The organism is Streptomyces sp. NPDC034099 (genome assembly GCF_055575415.1).
Window position 1 is genome coordinate 856,765 of record NZ_JBVISR010000001.1, and the last position, 21,848, is coordinate 878,612.

General features: G+C 71.1%; 22 protein-coding genes. 10 read left to right on the top strand and 12 right to left on the bottom strand.

Annotated features, from left to right (window positions below):
- Nucleotides 1-6 precede the first annotated feature (6 nt).
- Nucleotides 7-366, bottom strand: coding sequence for an NADH-quinone oxidoreductase subunit A (locus tag ACZ56V_RS04010; RefSeq protein WP_003974383.1), 360 nt, complete (start codon nucleotides 364-366; stop codon nucleotides 7-9).
- Between the two features lie 822 nt (nucleotides 367-1,188).
- Between ACZ56V_RS04010 and ACZ56V_RS04015 the strand changes: the two genes are divergently transcribed.
- Together ACZ56V_RS04015 and def are read left to right on the top strand one after the other, a co-directional pair.
- A complete protein-coding gene (locus tag ACZ56V_RS04015; protein ID WP_356368273.1) occupies nucleotides 1,189-2,022 on the top strand; it encodes a C40 family peptidase in 834 nt (277 codons plus the stop codon).
- A gap of 131 nt (nucleotides 2,023-2,153) precedes the next feature.
- On the top strand, nucleotides 2,154-2,780 hold the full coding sequence (gene def / locus ACZ56V_RS04020; protein WP_468938966.1) for a peptide deformylase: 627 nt from the start codon (nucleotides 2,154-2,156) through the stop codon (nucleotides 2,778-2,780).
- 98 nt (nucleotides 2,781-2,878) lie between these two features.
- On the opposite strand, the gene ACZ56V_RS04025 is transcribed toward def, so the two are convergent.
- Complete coding sequence (locus tag ACZ56V_RS04025; protein WP_189737561.1) at nucleotides 2,879-4,171, bottom strand: geranylgeranyl reductase family protein; 1,293 nt, start codon at nucleotides 4,169-4,171, stop codon at nucleotides 2,879-2,881.
- 97 nt (nucleotides 4,172-4,268) lie between these two features.
- On the opposite strand from ACZ56V_RS04025, the gene ACZ56V_RS04030 reads away from it, so the two are divergent.
- On the top strand, nucleotides 4,269-4,790 hold the full coding sequence (locus ACZ56V_RS04030; RefSeq protein WP_398912211.1) for a GNAT family N-acetyltransferase: 522 nt from the start codon (nucleotides 4,269-4,271) through the stop codon (nucleotides 4,788-4,790).
- Nucleotides 4,791-4,901: 111 nt separating this feature from the next.
- Nucleotides 4,902-5,258: a PASTA domain-containing protein gene (locus ACZ56V_RS04035; protein WP_468938969.1), complete on the top strand. Its 357-nt coding sequence runs from the start codon at nucleotides 4,902-4,904 to the stop codon at nucleotides 5,256-5,258.
- On the opposite strand, the gene ACZ56V_RS04040 is transcribed toward ACZ56V_RS04035, so the two are convergent.
- The 4 genes from ACZ56V_RS04040 to ACZ56V_RS04055 are packed head-to-tail and all read right to left on the bottom strand — an operon-like array spanning nucleotide 5,245 to nucleotide 9,732.
- Nucleotides 5,245-5,940, bottom strand: a complete 696-nt coding sequence (locus tag ACZ56V_RS04040; RefSeq protein WP_398912210.1) for a demethylmenaquinone methyltransferase — start codon at nucleotides 5,938-5,940, stop codon at nucleotides 5,245-5,247. The two genes, ACZ56V_RS04035 and ACZ56V_RS04040, sit on opposite strands and share 14 nt — an antisense overlap.
- A 43-nt stretch (nucleotides 5,941-5,983) precedes the next feature.
- Nucleotides 5,984-7,081 carry an acyltransferase family protein gene (locus tag ACZ56V_RS04045; RefSeq protein WP_468938970.1) on the bottom strand — a complete coding sequence of 366 codons (1,098 nt, stop codon included), beginning with the start codon at nucleotides 7,079-7,081 and terminating at the stop codon, nucleotides 5,984-5,986.
- Nucleotides 7,081-9,303 (bottom strand): bifunctional polysaccharide deacetylase/glycosyltransferase family 2 protein, encoded by a 2,223-nt coding sequence (locus tag ACZ56V_RS04050; RefSeq protein WP_468938971.1) that lies wholly within the window; start codon nucleotides 9,301-9,303, stop codon nucleotides 7,081-7,083. The genes ACZ56V_RS04045 and ACZ56V_RS04050 overlap by 1 nt, the downstream gene beginning before the upstream one ends.
- A gap of 18 nt (nucleotides 9,304-9,321) precedes the next feature.
- Complete coding sequence (locus ACZ56V_RS04055; protein ID WP_398912207.1) at nucleotides 9,322-9,732, bottom strand: hypothetical protein; 411 nt, start codon at nucleotides 9,730-9,732, stop codon at nucleotides 9,322-9,324.
- 191 nt (nucleotides 9,733-9,923) lie between these two features.
- Between ACZ56V_RS04055 and ACZ56V_RS04060 the strand changes: the two genes are divergently transcribed.
- A complete protein-coding gene (locus ACZ56V_RS04060; RefSeq protein ID WP_398912206.1) occupies nucleotides 9,924-10,934 on the top strand; it encodes a chitinase in 1,011 nt (336 codons plus the stop codon).
- 31 nt (nucleotides 10,935-10,965) lie between these two features.
- On the opposite strand, the gene ACZ56V_RS04065 is transcribed toward ACZ56V_RS04060, so the two are convergent.
- The 4 genes from ACZ56V_RS04065 to ACZ56V_RS04080 form a co-directional block, all read right to left on the bottom strand.
- Nucleotides 10,966-11,565, bottom strand: a complete 600-nt coding sequence (locus ACZ56V_RS04065) for a hypothetical protein (protein WP_398912205.1) — start codon at nucleotides 11,563-11,565, stop codon at nucleotides 10,966-10,968.
- 20 nt (nucleotides 11,566-11,585) lie between these two features.
- On the bottom strand, nucleotides 11,586-12,785 hold the full coding sequence (mqnC, locus tag ACZ56V_RS04070) for a cyclic dehypoxanthinyl futalosine synthase (RefSeq protein ID WP_467382474.1): 1,200 nt from the start codon (nucleotides 12,783-12,785) through the stop codon (nucleotides 11,586-11,588).
- Between the two features lie 130 nt (nucleotides 12,786-12,915).
- Nucleotides 12,916-13,659 carry a prepilin peptidase gene (locus tag ACZ56V_RS04075; protein ID WP_398912203.1) on the bottom strand — a complete coding sequence of 248 codons (744 nt, stop codon included), beginning with the start codon at nucleotides 13,657-13,659 and terminating at the stop codon, nucleotides 12,916-12,918.
- Nucleotides 13,656-16,661 (bottom strand): BTAD domain-containing putative transcriptional regulator, encoded by a 3,006-nt coding sequence (locus ACZ56V_RS04080; RefSeq protein ID WP_468938976.1) that lies wholly within the window; start codon nucleotides 16,659-16,661, stop codon nucleotides 13,656-13,658. Before ACZ56V_RS04080 ends, ACZ56V_RS04075 begins: the two co-directional genes overlap by 4 nt.
- 283 nt (nucleotides 16,662-16,944) lie before the next feature.
- Between ACZ56V_RS04080 and ACZ56V_RS04085 the strand changes: the two genes are divergently transcribed.
- Both ACZ56V_RS04085 and ACZ56V_RS04090 read left to right on the top strand, forming a co-directional pair.
- Entirely contained in the window at nucleotides 16,945-17,604 is a 660-nt protein-coding gene (locus ACZ56V_RS04085) for a hypothetical protein (RefSeq protein ID WP_398912201.1), read from the top strand.
- Nucleotides 17,601-18,710 (top strand): hypothetical protein, encoded by a 1,110-nt coding sequence (locus tag ACZ56V_RS04090; protein ID WP_398912200.1) that lies wholly within the window; start codon nucleotides 17,601-17,603, stop codon nucleotides 18,708-18,710. The genes ACZ56V_RS04085 and ACZ56V_RS04090 overlap by 4 nt, the downstream gene beginning before the upstream one ends.
- Nucleotides 18,711-18,773: 63 nt before the next feature.
- On the opposite strand, the gene ACZ56V_RS04095 is transcribed toward ACZ56V_RS04090, so the two are convergent.
- Nucleotides 18,774-19,664, bottom strand: coding sequence for a hypothetical protein (locus ACZ56V_RS04095; RefSeq protein ID WP_398912199.1), 891 nt, complete (start codon nucleotides 19,662-19,664; stop codon nucleotides 18,774-18,776).
- A 33-nt stretch (nucleotides 19,665-19,697) separates the two neighbouring features.
- A complete protein-coding gene (locus tag ACZ56V_RS04100; RefSeq protein WP_468938980.1) occupies nucleotides 19,698-20,123 on the bottom strand; it encodes an ATP-binding protein in 426 nt (141 codons plus the stop codon).
- 212 nt (nucleotides 20,124-20,335) lie between these two features.
- Between ACZ56V_RS04100 and whiJ the strand changes: the two genes are divergently transcribed.
- The 3 genes from whiJ (at nucleotide 20,336) to ACZ56V_RS04115 (ending at nucleotide 21,819) form a co-directional block, all read left to right on the top strand.
- On the top strand, nucleotides 20,336-21,187 hold the full coding sequence (gene whiJ / locus ACZ56V_RS04105; protein ID WP_468938982.1) for a transcriptional regulator WhiJ: 852 nt from the start codon (nucleotides 20,336-20,338) through the stop codon (nucleotides 21,185-21,187).
- An 11-nt stretch (nucleotides 21,188-21,198) separates the two neighbouring features.
- Nucleotides 21,199-21,390 (top strand): DUF397 domain-containing protein, encoded by a 192-nt coding sequence (locus ACZ56V_RS04110; RefSeq protein WP_467382482.1) that lies wholly within the window; start codon nucleotides 21,199-21,201, stop codon nucleotides 21,388-21,390.
- A 78-nt stretch (nucleotides 21,391-21,468) separates the two neighbouring features.
- Nucleotides 21,469-21,819 carry a WXG100 family type VII secretion target gene (locus ACZ56V_RS04115; protein ID WP_468938986.1) on the top strand — a complete coding sequence of 117 codons (351 nt, stop codon included), beginning with the start codon at nucleotides 21,469-21,471 and terminating at the stop codon, nucleotides 21,817-21,819.
- Nucleotides 21,820-21,848 lie beyond the last annotated feature (29 nt).

Here is a 21,848-nt window from a genome sequence, read left to right on the forward strand (position 1 = left end):
GGCCCCTCAGTCCCATTCCAGGCCGCCGCGCCGCCATACGTACGCGTACGCGACGAAGACGGTGAGCACGAAGAGCAGCATCTCCACGAGCCCGAAAATCCCCAGGGCGTCGAAGGTGACGGCCCAGGGGTAGAGGAAGACGATCTCGATATCGAAGATGATGAAGAGCATCGCCGTCAGGTAGTACTTGATGGGGAAGCGCCCGCCGCCGGCCGGCGTGGGGGTCGGCTCGATGCCGCACTCGTAGGCCTCGAGCTTCGCCCGGTTGTACCGCTTCGGACCGATCAGCGTGGCCATCACCACGGAGAAGATCGCAAAGCCTGCCCCGAGGGCTCCCAGTACGAGGATGGGCGCATACGCGTTCACCGCTCCTCGCTCCTCTCAGTCGGCACTGACTGCTGGCGGTTGCACTGGACTCACAGCCGCCCCAACAGCCCCACGAGCCACGCCCGTCCCGGCGAAGATCGCGAACATGTGAAGCAGGTCACAAGCCCAACTGCCTCGCATCCTATGCCCGACGCTCTGTGATCTGCGACACGGGGTATTGCACAAGCTTTGTGATCTCCACCACCTGACGAACGATCATGAAGTCGGATGAGCGGTGATCTTCACACAAGAAGCGTTCACCTGATCACCAGAGGTGACAATTTCGCTCGTCGTCGCTGGCCAGAGGGTCCGAGCAAGGTGCGTCTCCATATCAAGAGACTTCCCTTGCATGCAAATTGGCGCTGGACGCACCCCCTTGATAGAGGAGGCGTTCACACATGAGGGGGAGGGTCGGGGGTCGATGTGGACACGTGCACGCATTCACGAGCGCGGGCGAGTGCCGTCGGACGACCGCCGCACCGGCCACCACGCCGGCCGCCGCACCAGCAGCCACAGCCGACCGGGCCGCCTCGCACGCGGCGGACGCGTGCGCCGGGGTAACCGTTCCGTGACCTGTGCCACATTCATGAGAGGCGTCTGAGAACCGGGCTTGGCCAAGCGTCCCAACAAGTGGTAAGCGCGGGGCAATTCGGGCGTAACGATCAAAGACCGTGATCACAGGCCGGTTACGGCCCGTCCGCAATGTCCGTTACGGCGTCAATAAAGAGCGACACGCCCGGGATTCTGCGGCCTGATTGAACAACTGTGGCGCAGCACACGTTTCTTGAAGGTATGGAGGAGCTACTGATACCGCTTGTCCCTATGTCCCACACCGCTCACATACGCAGCCACCGGAAGCCCCGCCGCAGCGCGTCGACGATCGCGATGCGGGCCGGAGTTGCCGGTGGCGTCCTCAGCACCCTGGCAGTGGCCGGTGCGTCGGGGTCGGCCAACGCGGCCGAACCGGTGACGCAGACCCTCGAACTGCCCACCCTGACGGCCGACCTGGCCGCTCAGGTCGCCCAGTCCGCAGACGTCACGCAGCAGGCGGCCGCGAGCTACCAGCTGCAGGCCGAGCGTGACGCGGCGGCCGCCAAGGCCGCCAAGGAGGCCAAGGCCGACCTCGCCGAGGCCAAGAAGAAGGCCGCGGAAGCCAAGAAGAAGGCCGAGGAGGCCGCACGCAAGGAGGCCGCCGAGCGCGCCTCGCGCGCCGCCGAGCGCACCACCCTGAGCGCGTCCTCGGACACGGGCTCCTCCACCGGCACCGGCAGCAGCGCCGGCACCAGCACGTCCACGGCGACCGGTTCGGCCGCCGCCGTCGTCTCCTTCGTGCAGGCCCAGGTCGGCAAGGCGTACGTCTCCGGCGCCACCGGCCCGTCCGCCTACGACTGCTCCGGTCTCGTGCAGGCCGCCTTCAAGCAGGTCGGCATCAGCCTGCCCCGCGTCTCCCAGGCGCAGTCGACGGCCGGCACCCAGGTCGGCCTGGACAACCTCCAGCCGGGCGACATCCTCTACTGGGGCGGCGCGGGCAGCGCGTACCACGTGGGCGTCTACGTCGGCGGCGGCATGTTCGTCGGCGCGCAGAACTCCTCCACCGGTGTCGTCGAGAAGCCGCTGTCGTACGACCCGCCGAGCGGCGCGGTGCGCGTCCTGTAACCCGCACCCACCCGTACATACGCGACAGGGCCGCAGCCGCTCGGGGGCTGCGGCCCTTCGCGGGCTCCTGGCATGCTCGGGCGCGGGCCGGTGCTCCACCGGCCCGTCCACGAGCCGAAGGAGAGAACGTCATGCCGAGTGTGTTCGTCCAGGGGCGGCCCACCGCCTCCTATCCCCCGTTCGCGCTCGAGACCCGGCGCGGATCGGTGCGACGTGTCACCGAGGTCGGCGAGGAGGTGCTGCACCGGCCGTGCCGTGACGTCACGGAGTTCGGGCCCGACCTCGCCGCGCTCATCGACGACATGTTCCGCACGATGTATGTCGCGGAGGGGGCCGGACTGGCGGCCAATCAGGTCGGGGTCGGCCTGCGCCTGTTCGTCTACGACTGCCCGGACGACGACGGTGTCCGACATGTCGGGCACATCGTGAATCCGGTCATCGAGGCCCTCGACCCGGCCGCACGGCGGCTGCTCGACGAGGGCGAGGGGTGCCTGTCGGTGCCGGGCGCCGTCATGGCCGTACCGCGGCCCGACCGGGCGGTCGTGCGCGGCCTGGACAAGGACGGCGCGCCGCTCCTCGTCGAGGGCACGGGCTACTTCGCGCGCTGCCTGGCCCACGAGACCGACCACGTGAACGGGCAGGTCTACCTGGACCGGCTCTCCGGCCGGGAACGGAAGGCGGCACTGCGGCAGTCGGCGGACCGGCGCGAGGAGGTCTTCGCGCGCCGGGCCGCCAACGCCGCGGCCTTCGCCGCCTGATCAGGCACCTCCGATCAGGCACCTCCGATCAGGCCCCTCCCATCAGGCGCCTCCCATCGGGCGCCTCCGATCAGGGACCGTTGACCAGGCACCTCTGATCAGGCCTTCGGCGCGACCTTGCTCAGTCCGTTGATGATGCGGTCCATCGCGTCGCCGCCCGTCGGGTCCGTCAGGTTGGCGAGCATCTTCAGGGTGAACTTCATCAGGATCGGGTGGGTGAGGCCGCGCTGGGTCGCGATCTGCATGACCTTCGGGTTGCCGATGAGCTTCACGAAGGCGCGGCCCAGGTTGTAGTAGCCGCCGTAGGTGTCCTTCAGGACGCGCGGGTAGCGCTGCAGGGCGATCTCGCGCTGGGCCGGCGTGGCCCGCGCGTGGGCCTGGACGACGACGTCGGCGGCGATCTGGCCGGACTCCATGGCGTAGGCGATGCCCTCGCCGTTGAAGGGGTTCACCAGGCCGCCGGCGTCGCCGACGAGGAGCAGGCCCTTGGTGTAGTGGGGCTGGCGGTTGAAGGCCATGGGCAGGGCGGCGCCGCGGATCGGGCCGGTCATGTTGTCCGGGGTGTAGCCCCAGTCCTCGGGCATGGACGCGCACCAGGCCTTGAGGATCTCGCGCCAGTCCAGCTCCTTGAAGGCCGCGGAGGTGTTCAGGACGCCCAGGCCGACGTTGGAGGTGCCGTCGCCCATGCCGAAGACCCAGCCGTAGCCCGGCAGCAGGCGGTCCTGCGCACCGCGCCGGTCCCACAGTTCCAGCCAGGACTCCAGGTAGTCGTCGTCGTGGCGGGGCGAGGTGAAGTACGTGCGGACCGCGACACCCATGGGACGGTCCTCGCGGCGGTGCAGGCCCATCGCCAGGGACAGCCGTGTGGAGTTGCCGTCGGCGGCCACGACCAGCGGCGCGTGGAAGGTGACCTCGCGCTTGTCCTCGCCCAGCTTGGCGTGCACGCCGGTGATGCGGCCGGTGCGGTCGTCGACGATCGGGGCGCCGACGTTGCAGCGCTCGTACAGGCGCGCGCCGGCCTTCTGGGCCTGCCGGGCGAGCTGCTCGTCGAAGTCGTCGCGCTTGCGGACGAGTCCGTAGTCGGGGAAGGAGGCCAGGTCCGGCCAGTCCAGCTGGAGGCGGGAGCCGCCGCCGATGATGCGCAGGCCCTTGTTGCGCAGCCAGCCGGCTTCCTCCGAGATGTCGATGCCCATGGCGACCAGCTGCTTGACCGCGCGCGGGGTGAGGCCGTCGCCGCAGACCTTCTCCCTGGGGAACGCGGTCTTCTCGAGCAGCAGGACGTCGAGTCCCGACTTGGCCAGGTGGTAAGCGGTCGTGGAGCCGGCCGGCCCCGCGCCCACGACGATCACGTCGGCGGTGTTCTCGGAGAGCGGCTCAGTCTCGACGGTCACGGCGGGATCTCCCCAAGTTCGGAATCTGCGTGCCGACCGGCACTGGTCATGGGCAGTCTATTCAGCGACACCGATCACCCGGCTGAAGGGCTGCCCCGTGAAGCGACCTCTCCCCGTTGTACGGTTGCGCGTCCCCACCGACGAGGACGCCGTCGCCTGGCACCGGATCTTCGACGACCCGGACGTCATGGAGTTCCACGGCGGGAGGCCCGCGGAGCTGTCCGTCTACGAGGAGCTGACTGCCCGCCAGCGCCGGCACGACGCCGAACACGGCTTCTGCCTGTGGACCATGGTGGACGAGTCGGGCCGGGTCATCGGGTTCACGGGCGCCCAGCCGTGGCCGGGCGACTGGGGTCCCAAGGGCGAGATCGAGATCGGCTGGCGGCTCGGGCGGGCGCACTGGGGCAAGGGGTACGTCACGGCGGCCGCCCGGCAGGCGCTGGAGCGGGTGCGCGGCGCGGGTGTGACGGAGGTGGTCGCGATGGTCAACGCGCGCAACGCCCGGTCCATCGCGGTCACGGAGCGGCTGGGCATGCGGCTCGCCGAGGTCTTCGCGATCCCGTCCTCCGAGCAGCGGGGGCACTGCTACCGCCTTCCCCTGTCCCAGCCCTCCCTCTGACTCCCACCAGGACGTGACGCACGGTAATCGACTGTCACAGTAAGCCACTTGACGCTTCCGGGCGGTGCGCGGCGGGACTACTCTGCCGGGTACCGCTGGGGGGTGACGTCCGTGCGCCTGGTACCCAAGGATCCCGAGAAACGTGGCGTCCGCGTGCCGCGCCTGGTCGGTCTGATGGCCGTGGACGCGCACGGGGCCGCCCGCGCGCAGGGCCTGTTCCTGACCGCGCCGGACCGGCCCGATCTCCGGACCGCCGTCGTCGACCACGTCGTACGCCAGTACCCGCCGCCCGGCGCACAGGTGCCGCGGGAGTCGCCGGTGTACGTGTGGTTCGACTTCGGGGAGGGCGAGGGCGGCGGGGGCATCCGCGAGCCGCGCGTGCCGCGTCCGCCGCTGGGCGGGCTCCGCCGGGAGCTGGCGGAGCCGGGGGAACCGCCGTCCTGCTGCGCCGCGCTCAGCTCGCCTTGAACCCGCGGTGCAGTGTCACCACGCCGCCCGTCAGGTTGCGCCACGCCACCTTGGACCAGCCGGCCCTGCCCAGCCGCTCGGCGAGCGCCGGCTGGTCGGGCCAGGCCCGGATGGACTCGGCGAGGTAGACGTACGCGTCGGGGTTGGAGGACACCGCGCGGGCGACCGGCGGCAGGGCGCGCATCAGGTACTCGGTGTACACGGTGCGGAACGGCGCCCAGGTCGGGTGCGAGAACTCGCAGATGACGACCCGGCCGCCGGGTCGCGTCACCCGGTACATCTCGCGCAGCGCGGCGTCCGTGTCCTGCACGTTGCGCAGCCCGAAGGAGATGGTGACGGCGTCGAAGACGTCGTCCTTGAACGGCAGCCGCGTCGCGTCGCCCGCGGTGAAGGGCAGCCAGGAGTGCCGTTCCTTGCCGACCTTGAGCATGCCCTGGGAGAAGTCGCAGGGGACGACGTAGGCGCCGGTGCGGGCGAAGGGCAGGGAGGAGGTCGCCGTGCCGGCCGCGAGGTCCAGGACCTTCTGCGCCGGGCGGGCGTCGACGGCGCCGGCGACCGCCTTGCGCCACGCCCGGTCCTGGCCGAGCGAGAGCACGGCGTTCGTCAGGTCGTACCGTTCCGCGACGTGGTCGAACATCGAGGCGACTTCGTGCGGCTGCTTGTTCAGGGAAGCGCGGGTCACGGGCCCATTGTTGCAGCACCTCCCCCTGTCGCCGCCGACGGGCTCACGGCAGCAGGCGCGGCCTCCGCCGCGCGGCGACGTCCTCCACCCACCCGAACAGCAGCACGAACACCGCGATCAGGACCCAGCCCACCGCCAGCAGGAACCACTGGCTGTCCAGCGGCAGATACGCCTCGAAGGCGGGCACGTCCCAGAACCGGTCGATCAGCGGCACGGCCAGGACCAGGGCCAGCTCGTGCCAGAGGTAGACCGTCACCGCGCGGGCGTTGAACACGCTCACCAGCCGGTCCAGCCACCGCAGCCGGGCCAGTCCCGAGAAGTCGGTGCCGAGCCGTGCCTTGGAGTACATCAGCAGCGTCACGAACCCGGCCGACCAGAGGGCCTGCGCGAACGGGATGTCGTCGAGGTCGTAGGTGCCGTACTCGGCCCGGTGCGCGAAGGCGTACCAGGCGCCGCAGGCGAGGGCGGCGAGCGACAGGGCGACGACGGCGACCGGCCTCAGGCGGGCCAGCACGCCGTCGCGGTGGGCGAAGCCGAGGACCCAGCAGAACGCGTAGGTCGCCAGGTCGAGCAGTCCGGTGCCGAAGCGGTTCTCCGGCGGCCGCCAGAGGAACTGGAACGCCACGATCGGCGCGAGCGACAGCAGCAGTAGCGGCACGGGCGCGAGCCGGAAGACCCGCAGCAGCAGCGGGGAGAGCAGGACGAACCACAGGTACGTCCTGAGGTACCAGAGGATCTCCCAGGCCTGCTCGCCCCACGCGCTGCCCGGCGGGTCGCCGAACGGCACGACCCAGTAGACGATCTGCCACCCCGGCATCCAGCCGCGTGCCAGCATCGCGCCCACCACGAACAGGCCCCAGCACCAGAACGGCGGCAGCAGGCGGCGCAGCCGGCTCCGGAGCACCGCCGGGGCGGGCCGCTGGAGCGAGCGGGCCATCAGCGTGCCGGCCAGGCCGAACATGACCCCCATGGAAGGGAAGACCAGCCCGGCCCAGGGCCAGCCGAAGGCGTGGTACGCGACGACCCGGACCAGGGCGAGGGCGCGCAGGGTGTCGAAGTAGCGGTCCCGGCCCCGGTCCCCTGCCGGGGCATCCCCCGCCGCACGAGCGGCGCGCACGGCGCCCTTGCTGTGGGCCCCCATCAGCCTGTCCCCGCGGGCGTCCCGACCTCGCCGGTCCGTTTCAGCTTCTGCCAGCGCAGCCGCCCGCCGGCCAGCGCGGTGACGCAGGAGTGGATGAGGACGAGGTACATCATCTGCCGGTACGCCAGCTGCTGGAGCGGCATCATCAGCAGGTACCGGTACTTCTCCCCATCGAGCCGGAAGGCGTACGCCGCGCACACCAGCTGCACGCCCAGCACCGCGAGCCACGCGAGGAGCGCCGCGCGGAAGTCGACGAAGACCATCGAGTAGACGGTGAACAGGTCGATGAGCGGCGCGAAGACCGGCGTGACCACCTGGAAGAGCACCACCAGCGGCATCCCGACCCGCCCGAAGCGGCCCGAGGGCCCCTTGTCCGTCAGGGAGCGGCGGTGCTTCCACAGCGCCTGCATCGTGCCGTACGACCAGCGGTAGCGCTGCGACCAGAGCTGGCCGAGCGACCCCGGCGCCTCCGTCCAGGCGCGGGCGTGCTCCTCGTAGACCACCCGCCAGTCCGCGCGGTGCAGGGCGATGGTGATGTCGGTGTCCTCGGCGAGGGTGTCGTCGCTCATGCCGCCGACCTGGAGGACCGCCTCGCGCCGGAACGCGCCGATCGCGCCCGGGATGGTCGGCATGCAGCGCAGCAGGTCGTACATGCGCCGGTCGAGGTTGAAGCCCATCACGTACTCGATGTGCTGCCAGGCGCCGATGAGGGTGCGCCGGTTGCCGACCTTGGCGTTGCCCGCGACCGCGCCGACGGCGGGGTCGGCGAAGGGCTGCACCAGGTGCTGTACGGTGTCGGGCTCGAAGACGGTGTCGCCGTCCATCATCACGACGATGTCGTACCGGGCGTGCCGGACGCCGTTGTTGAGGGCGGCGGGCTTGCCCGCGTTGGCCTGCCGGACGACCCGGACGCCCGGCAGCCCGAGGGACTCGGCGATCTCCGCCGTGCCGTCCGTCGACCCGTCGTCCACGACGACGACCTCGACGGGGTGCGTACTGCGCGCCAGGGATCTCAGCGTCGCCTCGATGCACTCCTTCTCGTTGTACGCCGGGACGATCACGCTCACCGGCCGGGTGACGGGCGGGCCCCAGCTGAAGCGGCGTCTGTTGCGTTGCCGGTGGTGGCGGCGGGCGAGGACCAGCATCATGGCGAACCGGCCCATCACGGCCACGCCCACGATCACCAGCCCGGCCGACAGCGCCGGGACCGTCCACTCGGCGACCGCGACGGCCGCGATCAGCGCCTTGCCCTCGTAGAGGGTGGCGCCGGTGGCCTTGTGGTGGGCGGCCTGGAGGCCGCCTCCGGGCTGCCGCGGCTGCTGTTGCTGCTGTTCGGCCATGGCACCGCTGACGGTGGTGAAGGTGTAGCCCTTCGCCTTCATCTTCTCGATGTACTTCGGCAGCGCCTCGATCGTCTGCGACCGCTCGCCCCCGGCGTCGTGGAAGAGGACGGACGCGCCCTCGCCGTCCTCCGGCGTCGCCCACTTGACGATCTTCGAGACGCCGGGCCGCTTCCAGTCGTCGCTGTCGGTGTCGATGAAGACGCTGGTGTAGCCGTCCGCGCCGAGACTCTCGTAGACGGGCCAGCTGTAGTCGTCGATGGCGTCCGTCTCGGAGGAGTACGGCGCCCGGAAGAGTGTGGTGGTGATGCCGGCCGCGCCCGCCAGGGCGAGCTGGGTCTGCTCCATCTCGCGGGTGACGCGGGCCTGGCTCTGGTAGGAGAGGTCGACGTGGGTGAAGGTGTGGACGCCCACCTCGTTGCCCTGCTCGACCATGTCCCGCACGATGCCCGGGTGGCGCGAGACCATCGAGCCGACCAGGAAGAACGTGCCGGGCACGTCGTACTTCTCCAGGATCTCCAGCACCTGCGGCGTCCAGGTGGGGTCGGGGCCGTCGTCGAAGGTCAGCACAATCGTCTTGTCCGGGACGGAGACGGTGGTGGCCCGTCCGCCGGGGAAGGACAGGATCGGCCCGCCGTCCAGTACGTCGTCGGGGACGTCGCTCGCCGAGGCGCCGGTGCGGACGCGCTGGTCGCCGCCGACCTCCGCGCGCAGATAGCCGTCGAGGAGCATCACGCAGGTCAGCGCGAGCAGGAGCAGCAGGGCGAGGAGGACGCGGGGGCGTTGCAGTGCGGCGGCCCGGCCGGCGGTCCGTTCCATGCGGGAGGGTGCGCGGCGGCGGCCCCGGGCGGGCGGGGTGGGGGGTGTGCTGGGCGTGGTCATGAGGGTGGGGGCGTCCGGTCAGTCGGTGCGGGCGGCGGTGGGAGCGGCGGGAGCGGTGCTGGGGACCGCGCCGGGCGGGGCGGTGGGCGGTGCGGTGCTCGGCGGGGCACCCGTGGGGGCGACCCCGCCCTGCGGACGCGTGCCGCCGCCGGGACCGGGGCCGCCCTCGGGTCCGCCACCGCCACCGCCGACGCCGAAGGGCAGCAGCGAGGACGGGTTGACCGAGATGCCGACGCCCATGAAGGCCAGGCCCAGGACGGCCGTGTAGCCGACGCACACGGCCCCCATCAGCAGTCCCAGCCGGCGCAGCAGCCGCGCCCGGCGTCCGGTGCTGTCGACGAACACGGGGCCCTCGGCGGATCCGTTGCCGCGTTTGCGGCGGCGACCGCGCATGGCGGCGCGGGAGGCGGTGGCAGGCTCGGAGTGCATTCCCCGGACGTTAGGGAGCCTTGCCTGTCGCCAACTGGCAGCTTCTTGAGAGATCCCGGTGAAAACCGCCCCGTCCTGTCCGTTTCCTGAGAGATGGGACCCGACGGCGCCCTTTCCTCAGCGAAGACCCAGGAACACGTGCCACCTTCACTGGTCCGACGACAACGGACGAGAAACGGGAGCGTGTGCTCATGAGGGTTCACCGGAACGCGGCAGCCGGGTGCGCCCTGTTGCTCGCCCTGGCCACCGCGGGCTGCGCCGGACGGGACGGCACCACCGACGCGGCCCCCGCCGCGCCGTCCGCGCCGTCCGCGTCCTCCACGCCGGCCACCGCCTACGCCCCCTACGTCAGCGCCACCACCGCCTCCGCCACCGACACGGCGGGCTCCCCCGCGGCGTACAACCTGGCGTTCGTCATCTCGTCCGGCGACGACTGCGTCCCCCGCTGGAACGGCGTCCAGGACGTCGACGACGCCTCCGTCGCCTCCCGCGTCGAGCAGCTGAAGGACTCCGGTGCCACCGTACGCGTCTCCTTCGGCGGCGCGTCCGGCACGGAGCTGGCGTCGGCCTGCGACAGCGCCTCGGCCCTGGCGGCGGCGTACGGCGCGGCCCTGGACGCGGCCGGTTCCACACAGGCGGACTTCGACATCGAGGGCGACGAGCTGACCGACGCCGGCTCCGTCGCCCTGCGCTCGGAGGCGATCGCCCTGCTCCAGGAGCAACGCGGCGGCCTGGAGGTCTCCTTCACCCTCCCGGTGATGCCCTCCGGCCTGGACACCGACGGCCTGGCGCTGCTGGCGTCGGCCAACGACCACGGCGTACAGGTGTCCGCGGTCAACCTCATGACCATGAACTACGGCGAGTCGTACACCGACGACATGGGCGACTACGCCCTGGCCTCGGCGAAGGCCGCGCACACCCAGCTGCGGAAGGTCTTCGGCACGTCCGACGCGGAGGCCTGGCGGGGCATGGCGCTCACCTCGATGCTCGGCGCCAACGACGTCGCCGGTGAGACGTTCACGCTCGCGGACGCGGCCGAGGTGCGCGCCTTCGCCGAGGAGAAGGGCATCGCCTGGGTGTCGATGTGGGCGGCCTTCCGCGACCGGCAGTGCGGCGCGGACGCGTCGGCCACCGACGCGCTCACCACGTGCAGCGGCGTGGAGCAGGAGACCGGCGCGTTCGGGGCGGCGTTCGGCGCGTAGGCCCGTCGGACGAGCCCCGGGGGCCGCGCGCTCAGCGCCCCCGGTACACCAGACGGCCGCCCACGACGGTGGCCACGCACGTGGACGCGCCCTCCCGCACGAGCGCGGCCCGGTCGGGTACGTCGAACACCGCGAACCGGGCGGGCTTCCCGGGGGCGAGTGCGGGAAGCAGCACCAGCGGCACCGGCGAGAAGGACGCGGGCCCGGGCAGGGCGGCCGGACGCGCCGCCACGGCGAGCCCCGCTCCGCGCACCGCGTCCAGGGCCGCGCGGCCCCGCAGCTCTCCGGCGACGGCGACCGTGCCGTGCGCCAGCATGCGTTGCACCCCTCGGCGCGCGCTGGCGCCGCGCGCGGACGCGTTCGCGCCGAGGAGTGCGAGCGCGCGCTCCCCGAAGAGCGGCTCGGTGCCCAGCCGGTCCGCTTCACGCGGGTCGGGGTGGTACGCCTGCTCCAGCAGTTCCGGGCCGTACGGGTTGAGCAGTCCGGGTGTCAGGATGCCGGGCCACCGGCGCACCCGCGCCCGCGGGTGGTCGGCGGCCAGTGCCTCATACGGGCCGACGGCGGCGAGAAGCGCGCCGTCGACCACGACGGCCGTCTCGGGCGAGGCTTCGCAGGCGTGGATCGTCAGCACGGCGGTGTCAGTCGGCGGCGTCAGTTGGAGGCGAGCAGCTTCAGCTCGGGGTGGGCCGTGCCCCCCGCGATCGCCGTGGAGGAGATGTGGGAGACGACGCGCTCGTCGACGGGGTCGTTCGCCGGGTCGTCGTGCACGACGAGGTGCTCGTACGTCGTGGCCCGCTGCGCCGGGACGCGCCCCGCCTTGCGGATCAGGTCGATGATCTCCATCCGGTTGGACCGGTGCCTGGCGCCCGCGGAGGAGACGACGTTCTCCTCCAGCATGATCGAGCCGAGGTCGTCCGCGCCGTAGTGCAGGGAGAGCTGGCCGACCTCCTTGCCGGTGGTCAGCCAGGAGCCCTGGATGTGGGCGACGTTGTCGAGGAAGACACGGGCGATGGCGATCATCCGCAGGTACTCGAAGAGCGTGGCCTGGGTGCGGCCCTTCAGGTGGTTGTTCTCGGGCTGGTAGGTGTACGGGATGAAGGCGCGGAAGCCGCCGGTGCGGTCCTGCACGTCCCGGATCATGCGCAGGTGCTCGATGCGCTCGGCGTTGGTCTCGCCGGTGCCCATCAGCATGGTGGACGTGGACTCGACGCCCAGCCCGTGCGCGATCTCCATGATCTCCAGCCAGCGCTCGCCGGACTCCTTCAGCGGCGCGATGGCCTTGCGCGGCCGCTCGGGCAGCAGCTCCGCACCGGCACCGGCGAAGGAGTCGAGCCCGGCCGCGTGGATCCGGGTGATGGCCTCCTCGACCGACACCTTCGAGATCCGCGCCATGTGCTCGACCTCGCTCGCCCCCAGGCTGTGGATGACGAGCTGCGGGAACTCCTTCTTGATGGCGGCGAAGTGCTTCTCGTAGTACTCGACGCCGTAGTCCGGGTGGTGGCCGCCCTGGAACATGATCTGCGTGCCGCCCAGCTCGACCGTCTCCGCGCAGCGGCGCAGGATGTCGTCGAGGTCGCGGGTCCAGCCCTTCTTGGTGTCCTTGGGGGCCGCGTAGAAGGCGCAGAACTTGCACGCCGTGACGCACACGTTCGTGTAGTTGATGTTGCGCTCGATGATGTACGTGGCGATGTGCTCCGTACCGGCGTACCGGCGCCTGCGTACGGCGTCGGCGGCGGCGCCCAGCGCGTGCAGCGGAGCGTCGCGGTAGAGGACGAGCGCCTCTTCCGGAGTGATCCGCCCACCGGCGGCGGCGCGGTCGAGGATGGGCTGAAGGTCGGCCTTCTCGGTCACCGGCGTCCCTTTCGCAAGGTTCGTAAGGGTTGATCAGTAGGTGTGCGCGAAGCGCTCAGTGCATGGGTGGTGGTGGGCGACGGGTGGGCGGACCCGCCCAGCGTACGCCAGGCCCTTCGCCCGCTCGTGGTCAGGCCGCGTACGCCCCGGCCAGCACGCCGAGGAGGGCGCCCGCGATGAGGAAGGGACCGAAGGGGATGGCCGTCTTGCGGTTCGCGCGCCGGGCGGCGAGGAGGGCGCCGCCGTACAACGCCCCGAGCAGGAAGCCGGCGAAGGTGCCCAGCATCAGCGTGGGCCAGCCGTACCAGCCGAGGACGGCCCCGGCCGTGAGGGCGAGCTTGACGTCGCCGAAGCCCATGCCGGCCGGGTTGATGAGGAACAGCACGAGGTAACCGGCGCCGAGGGCGAGGGCGCCCAGCAGGGCGGTGGTCCACTCCCCCGCGTGCTCGGGCACCAGCGCGGTGAGGCCGAGCAGGACGAGCGCGGCGCCGGCGAGCGGCAGGGTGAGCGGGTCGGGCAGCCGCCGTACCTTCAGGTCGACGACGGCCAGCAGCACGCCGACCGGGGCGAGCAGCAGCCAGACGGCGACCTCGGGCCGGGTGCCGGTGGCGGCGGCGAGGGCGGCGCAGACGAGGGCGGTGACGACGGCGAGGGACGCGGCGCGGGCGCCGTGGGACGCCTGATCGACCGGGCACTGCCCGCACCGGGCCCGGCCGAGCCAGCCCCGGACGGGGTGCCCGTCCGGGCACCGCTCGCGCCACGCCTCCCCGGCCGGTGCGGAGAACCGGTAGGCCGCGCGGGGCAGCAGCGCGCCCGTCGCCGCGCCCCACAGCACGGCGACGAGGACGACCAGGAGGTCGGAGTCGGTGCTCATCCGGCGGCGGAGACGCCCTCGCGCCAGGTCGGCAGCAACTCGTCGAGCAGCGCCTCGGTGCGGGGCGGCAGTCCGCGTGCGCCGCTGCGGTCGACGAGGTCGGCGGCGAGGGCGCGCAGCCGGTCGGGGTCGCCGGTGGTGTGCGTGGCACGCAGCAGCTCGTGCCACAGGCGCTCGTCGGCGGGGGCCGTGCGCAGCGCCGCGTTCAGCGCCTCGATGGCCTTCTCCGCGCGGTTCTTCTCCAGGTGGAACTCGGAGAGCGCCAGCCCGGTGTCGGCGACGAGCAGGGGGAGCTGGGCGTCGACGATCTCGTGGGTGAGCCACCGGTAGCGGCCCTCGGGCCGGTCGGCGAGCAGCGGCCCGCGCACCAGCACCAGCGCGTCGGTGAGCAGCCGCCCGCGCACCTGGCGGCTGCCGACGCCCCGGCCCTGCGTGGCCTCGTAGTAGAGGGAGCGCAGGACGTCGAGGTCGGAGACGACGGACTTGGCGAGGGTGAGCCGTCCGGTGGCGTCGGTGGCGAGCCGCGGGGTGCCGTCGGGGTCGGTGCCCAGCCAGGCCCGCAGCCGCTCCAGCAGCGCGTCGCGTACGTCCGCGGTCACGCCGCGCGGCCACAGCGCGGAGGACAGCACGCGCGGGTGGACACCCTCGCGGTGCAGCAGGAGCAGCGCCAGCGCCTCGTGCAGCAGGGCGCTGCGCTCGCCGTCGGGCGCGTCCAGGCCGATGATCTCGTACGACCCGACGAGGCGGGCGTACACGGCGGGCCGGCCCTGCTCGCTGATGTCGACCAGGAACGGCGGGGCGTTGGCCGGCCGGCCGGGCCCGCCCTCGGGGTCGGAGCCGGGGTCGGCGTCGGTGAACAGCTCGACGACGGCACGCCGCTGCGCGGCCGGCAGCATCTGGGCCTCCAGTTCGAGCCCGAGCAGCGGTGCGAGCAGCCGGCCCTCGCCGGTGATCTCCATCTCCCAGGCGGCGCCGGGCAGGTCGGTGCCCTGGGTGCCGACGAGGTAGCCGATGCCGAGCCGACCGGCGTCGGCGGCGAGTTCGGCCAGCCGCAGCGCGTCGTCGTCGGAGGGCTGGGCGGCGAGCAGGACGAGGTGCGGGGCCCAGCGGGTGTGCTGGGCGGGACCGGTGCGGCCGGTGAGCACGGAGTCGTGTCCGGCGGCGCCGAGCGCGCCGCGCCGCTGCCGGGTCTCGGCCGACATGGTCTCGAAGAGGTCCTCGAACCCGTCGAGATGCCGGATCCGGTTGGGCGCGAGGGGCGTGAGGTCGTCCCCGAACCCGACCAGGGTGATGGTCATGCGGTCCGACCAGCCGTTGGTGGCCAGTTCGGCGGCGACCGACGCGAACACGGCGGCCCGGTCGGCCTCTGCGCCCCCGAGCGAGACGATGCCGGGCACGGCCTCCAGGTTGAGCAGCAGCCGGGAGTCGTCCATGGTGCCGAGGCTGACGAGACCGGGGTAGGGCGCGGCCGTCTCGGCGTCCTCGTACCGCTCGGCGTCGGCGCGGGCCAGCATCCAGAAGGTCTGGTCCTGCCCCTGCTGCCAGGGCGTGGGCGGCTTCCCGGCGGGCTGGGCGAGCTGGAGGTGCAGGTCGCCGTTGCCGCTCATCCAGGCCGCGTAGACGACGGGCAGCGGGCGGGACTCGTCGGCGAGTGAGGCGGCCAGCCCGCGCAGCGACCGGTCGAGCAGGCGTACGCCCTCGGGGTCGGCGCCGACGAGCAGCGCGTCCTGCACGTCCTGGGCGTCACCCGTCGGCGTGGGCGGCTCCATGCCGCGCCGCCCGCCGACCGCGCCGAGCGCCGACTGCCACATCGCCTGCCGGCGGCGCCGCCCGAGGGCGCCGAGGAGACCGGCGGCGAGCAGCGGAGCGGCGAGGAGGGCCTCGGGCAGCCCGAAGGAGTGGCCGTCCTGTCCGGCGGCGGGAGTGGCGTGTTCCTGCCCGGTGCTGGGAACCGGGGTGGCGGGCGTGACCGGGTTCGCGGGCGTGGGCGCGGGCCGCTGCTCGGGCAGGGAGACCTGGGCGTCGCCGCCCTGCGCTCCCCCTCCGCCCTGGGCGTGGTCGCCGGTCCGGGCGTAGTCGCTGATTTGCTGCTGCACCTGCTCGGAGACGTTCGGCGCCTCGTCGGGCATCTCGACCAGCTCGCCGCCGCGGGCGTCGCCGGGCATCTCCATGATCCAGCCGGGCCGGATGAGGCTGGCCTCGGACAGCCGGGACCCGTCCGGCTGCACCCGGTCCTTGTTGAGCTCGAAGATCTCCTTGTACCGCCGCCCGTCGCCGAGGTGCCGTTCGGCCACCTCCCAGAGGGAGTCGTGGTGACGCCCCTCGGGGGGCTGGATCCGGTAGTACTTCGTGTCGCCGTGCGCGGCGGCGGAACCGCCGTCGGCCCGCGCGGCGGCCTGTCCCGCCTGTCCCGCCTGCTCGGCGAGGGCGCCCGCGGTGGCAGCGGCCTGCTCCTGCTGCTGGGCGAAGAGTCCCGGCGTCTGCTGGGCGGCGGCGACGGAGGGCTTCTGGTTCCCCTCCAGGCTCTGCCCCAACTGCGACAGCCCCGGCGTGAGGCTCGCCGCGGTGGCACCGACGAGGAGCAGGGCGGCGACGAGCTGCCTGGCCAGCAGCTGGCTGGGCCCGGACCCGGGCACCCGGCCCGGCACCCCGACGCCGGACAGCGCGGCCTTGACCTCGACGAGCACACAGGCGGTGAACTGCGCCCAGGCGAACCAGACGATGACGGTGAGGATGTGCAGGAAGGTCTGCACGGTGATCTCACGCTGCAGCCAGTCGAGGCTCGGCGCACCGTCGGGCAACGGCCACCCGATCTGGGTGGCCAGCGCGAGGGGCACCCCGACGACCAGCACGAGCAGCACCAGGAAGGCAAGGAACGCCTTGACGAAGTCCCCGAACGACCGCCGCCGCACCCGCACGGGCTGGGGCGTGCGGTTCCTCGGAGCAGAGGGTGCCGGGGGAGCCGTCGAGCTTGAGGAGCTTGATGTGCGGCGTCGCGGCATGGGCGGAGTCCTGGGTCGTGGTCGTGGGCGGCGAAGGCCGCGGGGGCGTCCGGTATGAGGGGTGTGCTGAGCCTACCGAGATCTTATGGACTCCCACCGACAGCGGCGAAGGGGCCAGCGAGGCCCACCTCACAACTTCCGCCCGCTCCATGTGGTTTGTCCGCTTCTGCGAGCACCCCCTTCACACTCCGCACACAACCCCCGAAAACCGCCCAGAGGCCGTGCACGCTCCCCTGATAGCTTCGTTCCCTGTCGCACACGTCGTATCCCGGGGGGAACACCAGTGGCCCGCAGCGCCCTCACCATGACCGCCGCCACCTTCGCCGCGACGGCGGCCCTGCTCCTGACCGCCTGCGGCGGAGACGAGTCCTCGCCGGACGACATCAAGGGGGCGGAGACGGGGGCGAGCAGCTCTTCCCCGTCGTCTTCGGCATCGGGCGCGGCCGACGTGAAGCGTCCGGACGTGAGCCTGCCCGAGGATCTGAAGCTGGTCTTCGACTTCGAGAGGCCGTCGGACGCGGAGCAGGCGGCTGCGCTGGAGGACGCCGCCAACTACATCCGAGCCCTGGACCATGGCATCGCGCAGCAGGATCCGAACGATCCGGCGTATCAGTTCTACTCGACCGGCGGCGCCGAGAAGTACGCCAAGTCCCAGATCGAGGCGTGGGTGAAGGACGGCTGGACGGTCACCGGAAACGACCGGTACTTCAACGCCGACATCGATCCCGTGGGTGAGGGCAAGTCGGTGCTCGTCAGCTTCTGCCGCAACCAGGCGAAGTTCTACAGCAAGAAGGTAGAGACCGGGAAGGTCAACTACACCGACGAGAACCTGGACAGCTACCAGAAGTTCAGCCTGCTGATGAGTCCGTCCGAGGCGTCGGCGGCGGTGTGGCAGGCGCGGCAGATCGAGGTACAGGGGCGAGTGAAGGAGTGCAAGGGATGACCGTGCGCCGTCACACCCTTTACTGGTCCTCCGCAGCTCTCTCGATTGCCATGATCGGTGGCCTGGCCCCGGCGGCCCACGCCAACGGAACCCCCGGCAACACCACGACCCCTCCAGCCGACGAGAGCCCTCAGGGTGACGCGAACGGCCGCACCCTGCTGTCGTCGGTCTCCCAGTCCAGGATTCAGCTCACCTACCCCGACGGCCGGACCGGCAGCGGCTCCATGGAGGATCTGACCTCCGTCGACCCCAACTGGGAGCCGCCCGTCTGCTGGTACGAGCCGGTGTTCACTCCGGAGCAGCTGAAGTCGGCGGTCGCGGATCTGAAGAAGAACGGCGGCCTGGGCGCCGTGAACGCCCATGAGTTCTGGACCTCGGGCATCTTCGTGGATCACTACGAGGAGGGTGAGGAACAGGACAACTTCGACATCAACGCGTCGAAGAACACCATGGCCAAGGGCTACAAGGACTACAACGTTGGCAAGGACGGGATGTTCTGGCGCAGCGTGGTCCGCAAGGGACACGAGCAGGACACCGAGGCCTGGGACTGCGGCCGCGTCATGTTCTGGCAGGACGCCGGCACGATCCCGGACGACGAACACGCCCCCACCCCCGAGACGCTCGCCGCCTACGCGTACGACCAGATCGACGTACCGAAGACCGAGGTCGAGCTGAAGCCGCAGACCAAGTCCACCGTGAACCTCCCCACCTGGGTCTGGCTGGACAAGGGCACATTCAAGGAGGTCAAGGTCCGGGCCGAGCTGCCCAACACGGGGCTGTGGGCGGAGACGACCGCGAAGCCCGTCGCCCTCCACCTGGAGCCCGGCACGGCCGACGCCGAGACCTTCCCCGCCTCCGGCGACTGCGAGATCAACGCCGACGGCTCCATCGGTACGCCGTACGCGAAGGGCAAGGCCGACCAGACCCCGCCCTGCGGCATCCGCTACCTCCGGGCATCGAACGGCGAGCCGTACCAACTGAGCGCCTCGATCACCTGGGAGATCTCCTGGGAGGGCACCGGCGGCGCCCAGGGCGACCTGCCGGACGGCACCTTCGAGACGACTCAGGACATGGAAGTCCAGGAGATCCAGTCCATCAACCGCTGAACAGATCCTCGGCCCGCTTCGCGGTCACGGGATTATCCAAGAGGTAGCGGATCTGCCTGGGCATCAGTCACCTCCTTCGGCGAAGAGGTCTTCCGCGCGCGTGACGTGGACAGCCCGCTGTGACCAGACCTTGAGCTGCTCCAGATCGGTGCAGGCAAGCACCCGCTCCCGCACCGCGCCAGTCACCGGAATGCCGCGCCACTCCAGAATCTGCAAGGTGATCTCGGAACGGTCCTCGGCCCGCCCCTCCACACGGCCTTCCTCACGGACCTTCTCGGCCACCGGGTTGTTGAAGAAGTAGCGGATCTCCGACATCAGGTCCCTCCAGAGGTCCTTGGCCAGGGGATCACCCAGGCACGATTCGATGAGCTGCCCGAACACCGCCGCGCTCTCGCCGTCAACGGTCCGCAGAGCGAGGGCCAGTGGCTCCAGTATGGCGGCGGCCTTCGCACCCCGCCCGTGTGTCATGGCCGACAGAACGGCAAGCGGCACGTCCCTCTCGGCCTCCCGCTCACTCGCGATCACCGGCACGTTGTCCGGGCCGATCACCAGCGGTCGCACCGTCAGCGAATCCCAGCCGGGCAGCCCTCGCCGGATGGGTTGCGCCGCCCAGCGTGCGGTCGCGCTGTTCTGCGTGATCACGACGAGCACCGGCTCACAGTGGTACTTCTCGTACAAGTACGCGAGGTAATACGGCCAGCTGCCGCGCTTCTTCTCGTCCTTCTTCCCCTGGGACTCGACGACGAGCAGGTACGCCCCGTCGTCCGTCTCCACCCGCATCAGCGTGTCCACCCGCCGCTCGACGGGCTCGATTTCCGTGACATCGGCGTTCAGGACCGCGAAGTCACGCGGCTCCGGGAACGGAACGTGCAGCACCCTCTGAAACGCCCGTGTCAGCAGCGCCGGGTCCTTCTGGAAGACCCAGTGCAGTGCCTCGTGCGACGAGCTGACCATCAGCTCTCCCTCCTGTACGACGTGATCAACGAGCTACGCGGAGGCAAGGTCACACCACACGTACTTGCCCCGGTTCCCGCCGCGGGCCAGCGGCTGCCACCCCCACAGGTCCGCACACGCCCGCACGAGCGCGAGACCCCGCCCCGCCTCCGCGTCCGTGAGCGCGTCCAGCTTCCCGGGCGGCTCCGGCGGCCCCGGGTCGGCGTCCCACGCTCCGACCCGCAGCACACCCGCCGCCCATCGCACTCGCAGAGCGGCGGGACCCTTGGTGTGCCGTACGGCGTTGGAGACCAGCTCGGTCGCGAGCAGTTCGGCGGTGTCCACGAGGCGGATGAGGCCGTGCATGGTGAGGATCAGGCGCAGGGTGCGGCGACAGACGGTGACGGCGCGGAGGTCGTTCGGGATGTAGAGGGTGTACTCCCAGGGGGCCGCCGGGTCGACGGGCTCGATTTCGGGCATGGGGAACTCCGTTCGGTGAGAGGGGGAGGCAGGTGGCATCGCCGCAACCGTCATGGTCAGTACGGCGCGGTGCACTTCCGGCACATCAACAGCAATCCGTGTGCGTCGCATAACCGACCGTAGAGCAAAAATTTTTGCCCACGCAAGCCGTTGCTCTAATCTGACCCCGTAAGCGGTACAGCGACAGGCGAGTTGAGGCCCGGAGGAAGCACGTGGCGCCAAGGAGTCGGCCAACGGCGCGGCAGGTACGTCTGGGTACGGAACTGCGCAGGTTGCGCGAGGCCGCCGGGCTGAAAGCGCGCGAGGTGGCGGGGCTGATCAGCTCGACTTCGGCCCAGATGAGTCAGGTTGAGGCAGGCTTCGCCGGAGCGAGCGAGGAGCGTGTGCGACGGCTGGCCGCTCACTACGCCTGCGCCGACGAAACCCTGGTCGACGCCTTGGTGGCGATGGCGACCGATCGCACTCAGGGCTGGTGGGAGGAGTTCCGCGGAACCCTGCCTCCGGTGTTCCTGGACGTCGCCGAGTTGGAACACCACGCGACGTTCCTGCACGAGGTCGTGATCACTCATGTCCCGGGACTGCTGCAGACGCCCGACTACGCACGCGCGGTTTTCGGTTACATGGTGCCGGAGTTGCCGGACAGCGAGCTGAGACCACGCGTGGAGCATCGCATGAGACGCCGTGCGGTGATCGAGCGCGACGCTCCGGCGGCCTACGAGACCGTGGTCCACGAAGCCGCGCTCCGCATCCGTGTGGGCGACCGCGGAGTGTCGCGAGCGCAGTTGCGCAGGCTCCTGGACGAGTCGGAGAGGGAACACGTCACGGTACGGGTCATCCCGTTCGACACCGATCACTTCGCCGGGGCCAGCGCCGCCATGATGCATGTGGGCGGGCCCCTCCCTCAGCTGGACACCGTGCTTCGCGACTCCCCCAACGGCACGGCGTTCCTGGACGCCCAGTCGCAACTGGAGCGCTTTCGAACGCTGTTTCGTAAGGTGGAGCAGGCGTCACTCGATCCCAACCGGACGCGTGATTTCATCCACCCCCTGGCGAAGGAATTGTGAGGTACGGGACCGTGACCGTACGCCCCCGCTGGCGGAAGTCCTCCTACTCCGAGGGAGGCGACGGCAACACCTGCGTGGAGATCGCGGACCTGCACGCCCGCATAGCCATACGCGACTCGAAGGCACCCTCCCAGGGCACACTCACCATCCCGGTCGGCTCTTTCGACGCCCTCATACGGAGCCTCAAGAGGACCACTGCCTGACCGGGCGCACGCTCGGGTGCGATAAGTTCGTACGCGCGTTCCATGCGAGGGCATCGCACGCGCACGGGGGAGAACACGGTGTCGCACAGGCCTGCGGACTGGCACGTACTCGACCTGGACAAGGATCCGACGCCCGGCGATCCGGACCGCGTTCGCAAACTCGCCGGCACCCTGCACGACTTCGCCGACGACGTGTCCGACGTCCTCCGCGACCTCAAGGGCATCGCCAAAGAAGAGGAGATCCTCTCCTGGGCGGGCAAGACGGCGGAGGTGTTCGCCGAGGAGTTCGAGGACGCCCCGAAGAAGCTCCGTAAGCTGAAGAAGTCGTACAACCTGGCGGGCGACGCGCTGGCCACCTTCTGGCCCGATCTCCAGGACGCCCAGGAGAAAGGCCGACAAGGCGCTGCGCGACGGACGCAAGGCCCGTGAGGAACTCAGCACCGCGCAGACGGCGCTGA

Excerpts from the sequence above, each read along its gene's own strand:
- ACZ56V_RS04015 (WP_356368273.1), top strand. The coding sequence starts at position 1,189 with ATGTCCCACACCGCTCACATACGCAGCCACCGGAAGCCCCGCCGCAGC.
- def (WP_468938966.1), top strand. The coding sequence starts at position 2,154 with ATGCCGAGTGTGTTCGTCCAGGGGCGGCCCACCGCCTCCTATCCCCCG.
- ACZ56V_RS04045 (WP_468938970.1), bottom strand. The coding sequence starts at position 7,081 with ATGGGGGCCCACAGCAAGGGCGCCGTGCGCGCCGCTCGTGCGGCGGGG.
- ACZ56V_RS04050 (WP_468938971.1), bottom strand. The coding sequence starts at position 9,303 with ATGACCACGCCCAGCACACCCCCCACCCCGCCCGCCCGGGGCCGCCGC.
- ACZ56V_RS04055 (WP_398912207.1), bottom strand. The coding sequence starts at position 9,732 with ATGCACTCCGAGCCTGCCACCGCCTCCCGCGCCGCCATGCGCGGTCGC.
- ACZ56V_RS04060 (WP_398912206.1), top strand. The coding sequence starts at position 9,924 with ATGAGGGTTCACCGGAACGCGGCAGCCGGGTGCGCCCTGTTGCTCGCC.
- ACZ56V_RS04075 (WP_398912203.1), bottom strand. The coding sequence starts at position 13,659 with ATGAGCACCGACTCCGACCTCCTGGTCGTCCTCGTCGCCGTGCTGTGG.
- ACZ56V_RS04080 (WP_468938976.1), bottom strand. The coding sequence starts at position 16,661 with ATGCCGCGACGCCGCACATCAAGCTCCTCAAGCTCGACGGCTCCCCCG.
- ACZ56V_RS04090 (WP_398912200.1), top strand. The coding sequence starts at position 17,601 with ATGACCGTGCGCCGTCACACCCTTTACTGGTCCTCCGCAGCTCTCTCG.
- ACZ56V_RS04095 (WP_398912199.1), bottom strand. The coding sequence starts at position 19,664 with ATGGTCAGCTCGTCGCACGAGGCACTGCACTGGGTCTTCCAGAAGGAC.
- ACZ56V_RS04100 (WP_468938980.1), bottom strand. The coding sequence starts at position 20,123 with ATGCCCGAAATCGAGCCCGTCGACCCGGCGGCCCCCTGGGAGTACACC.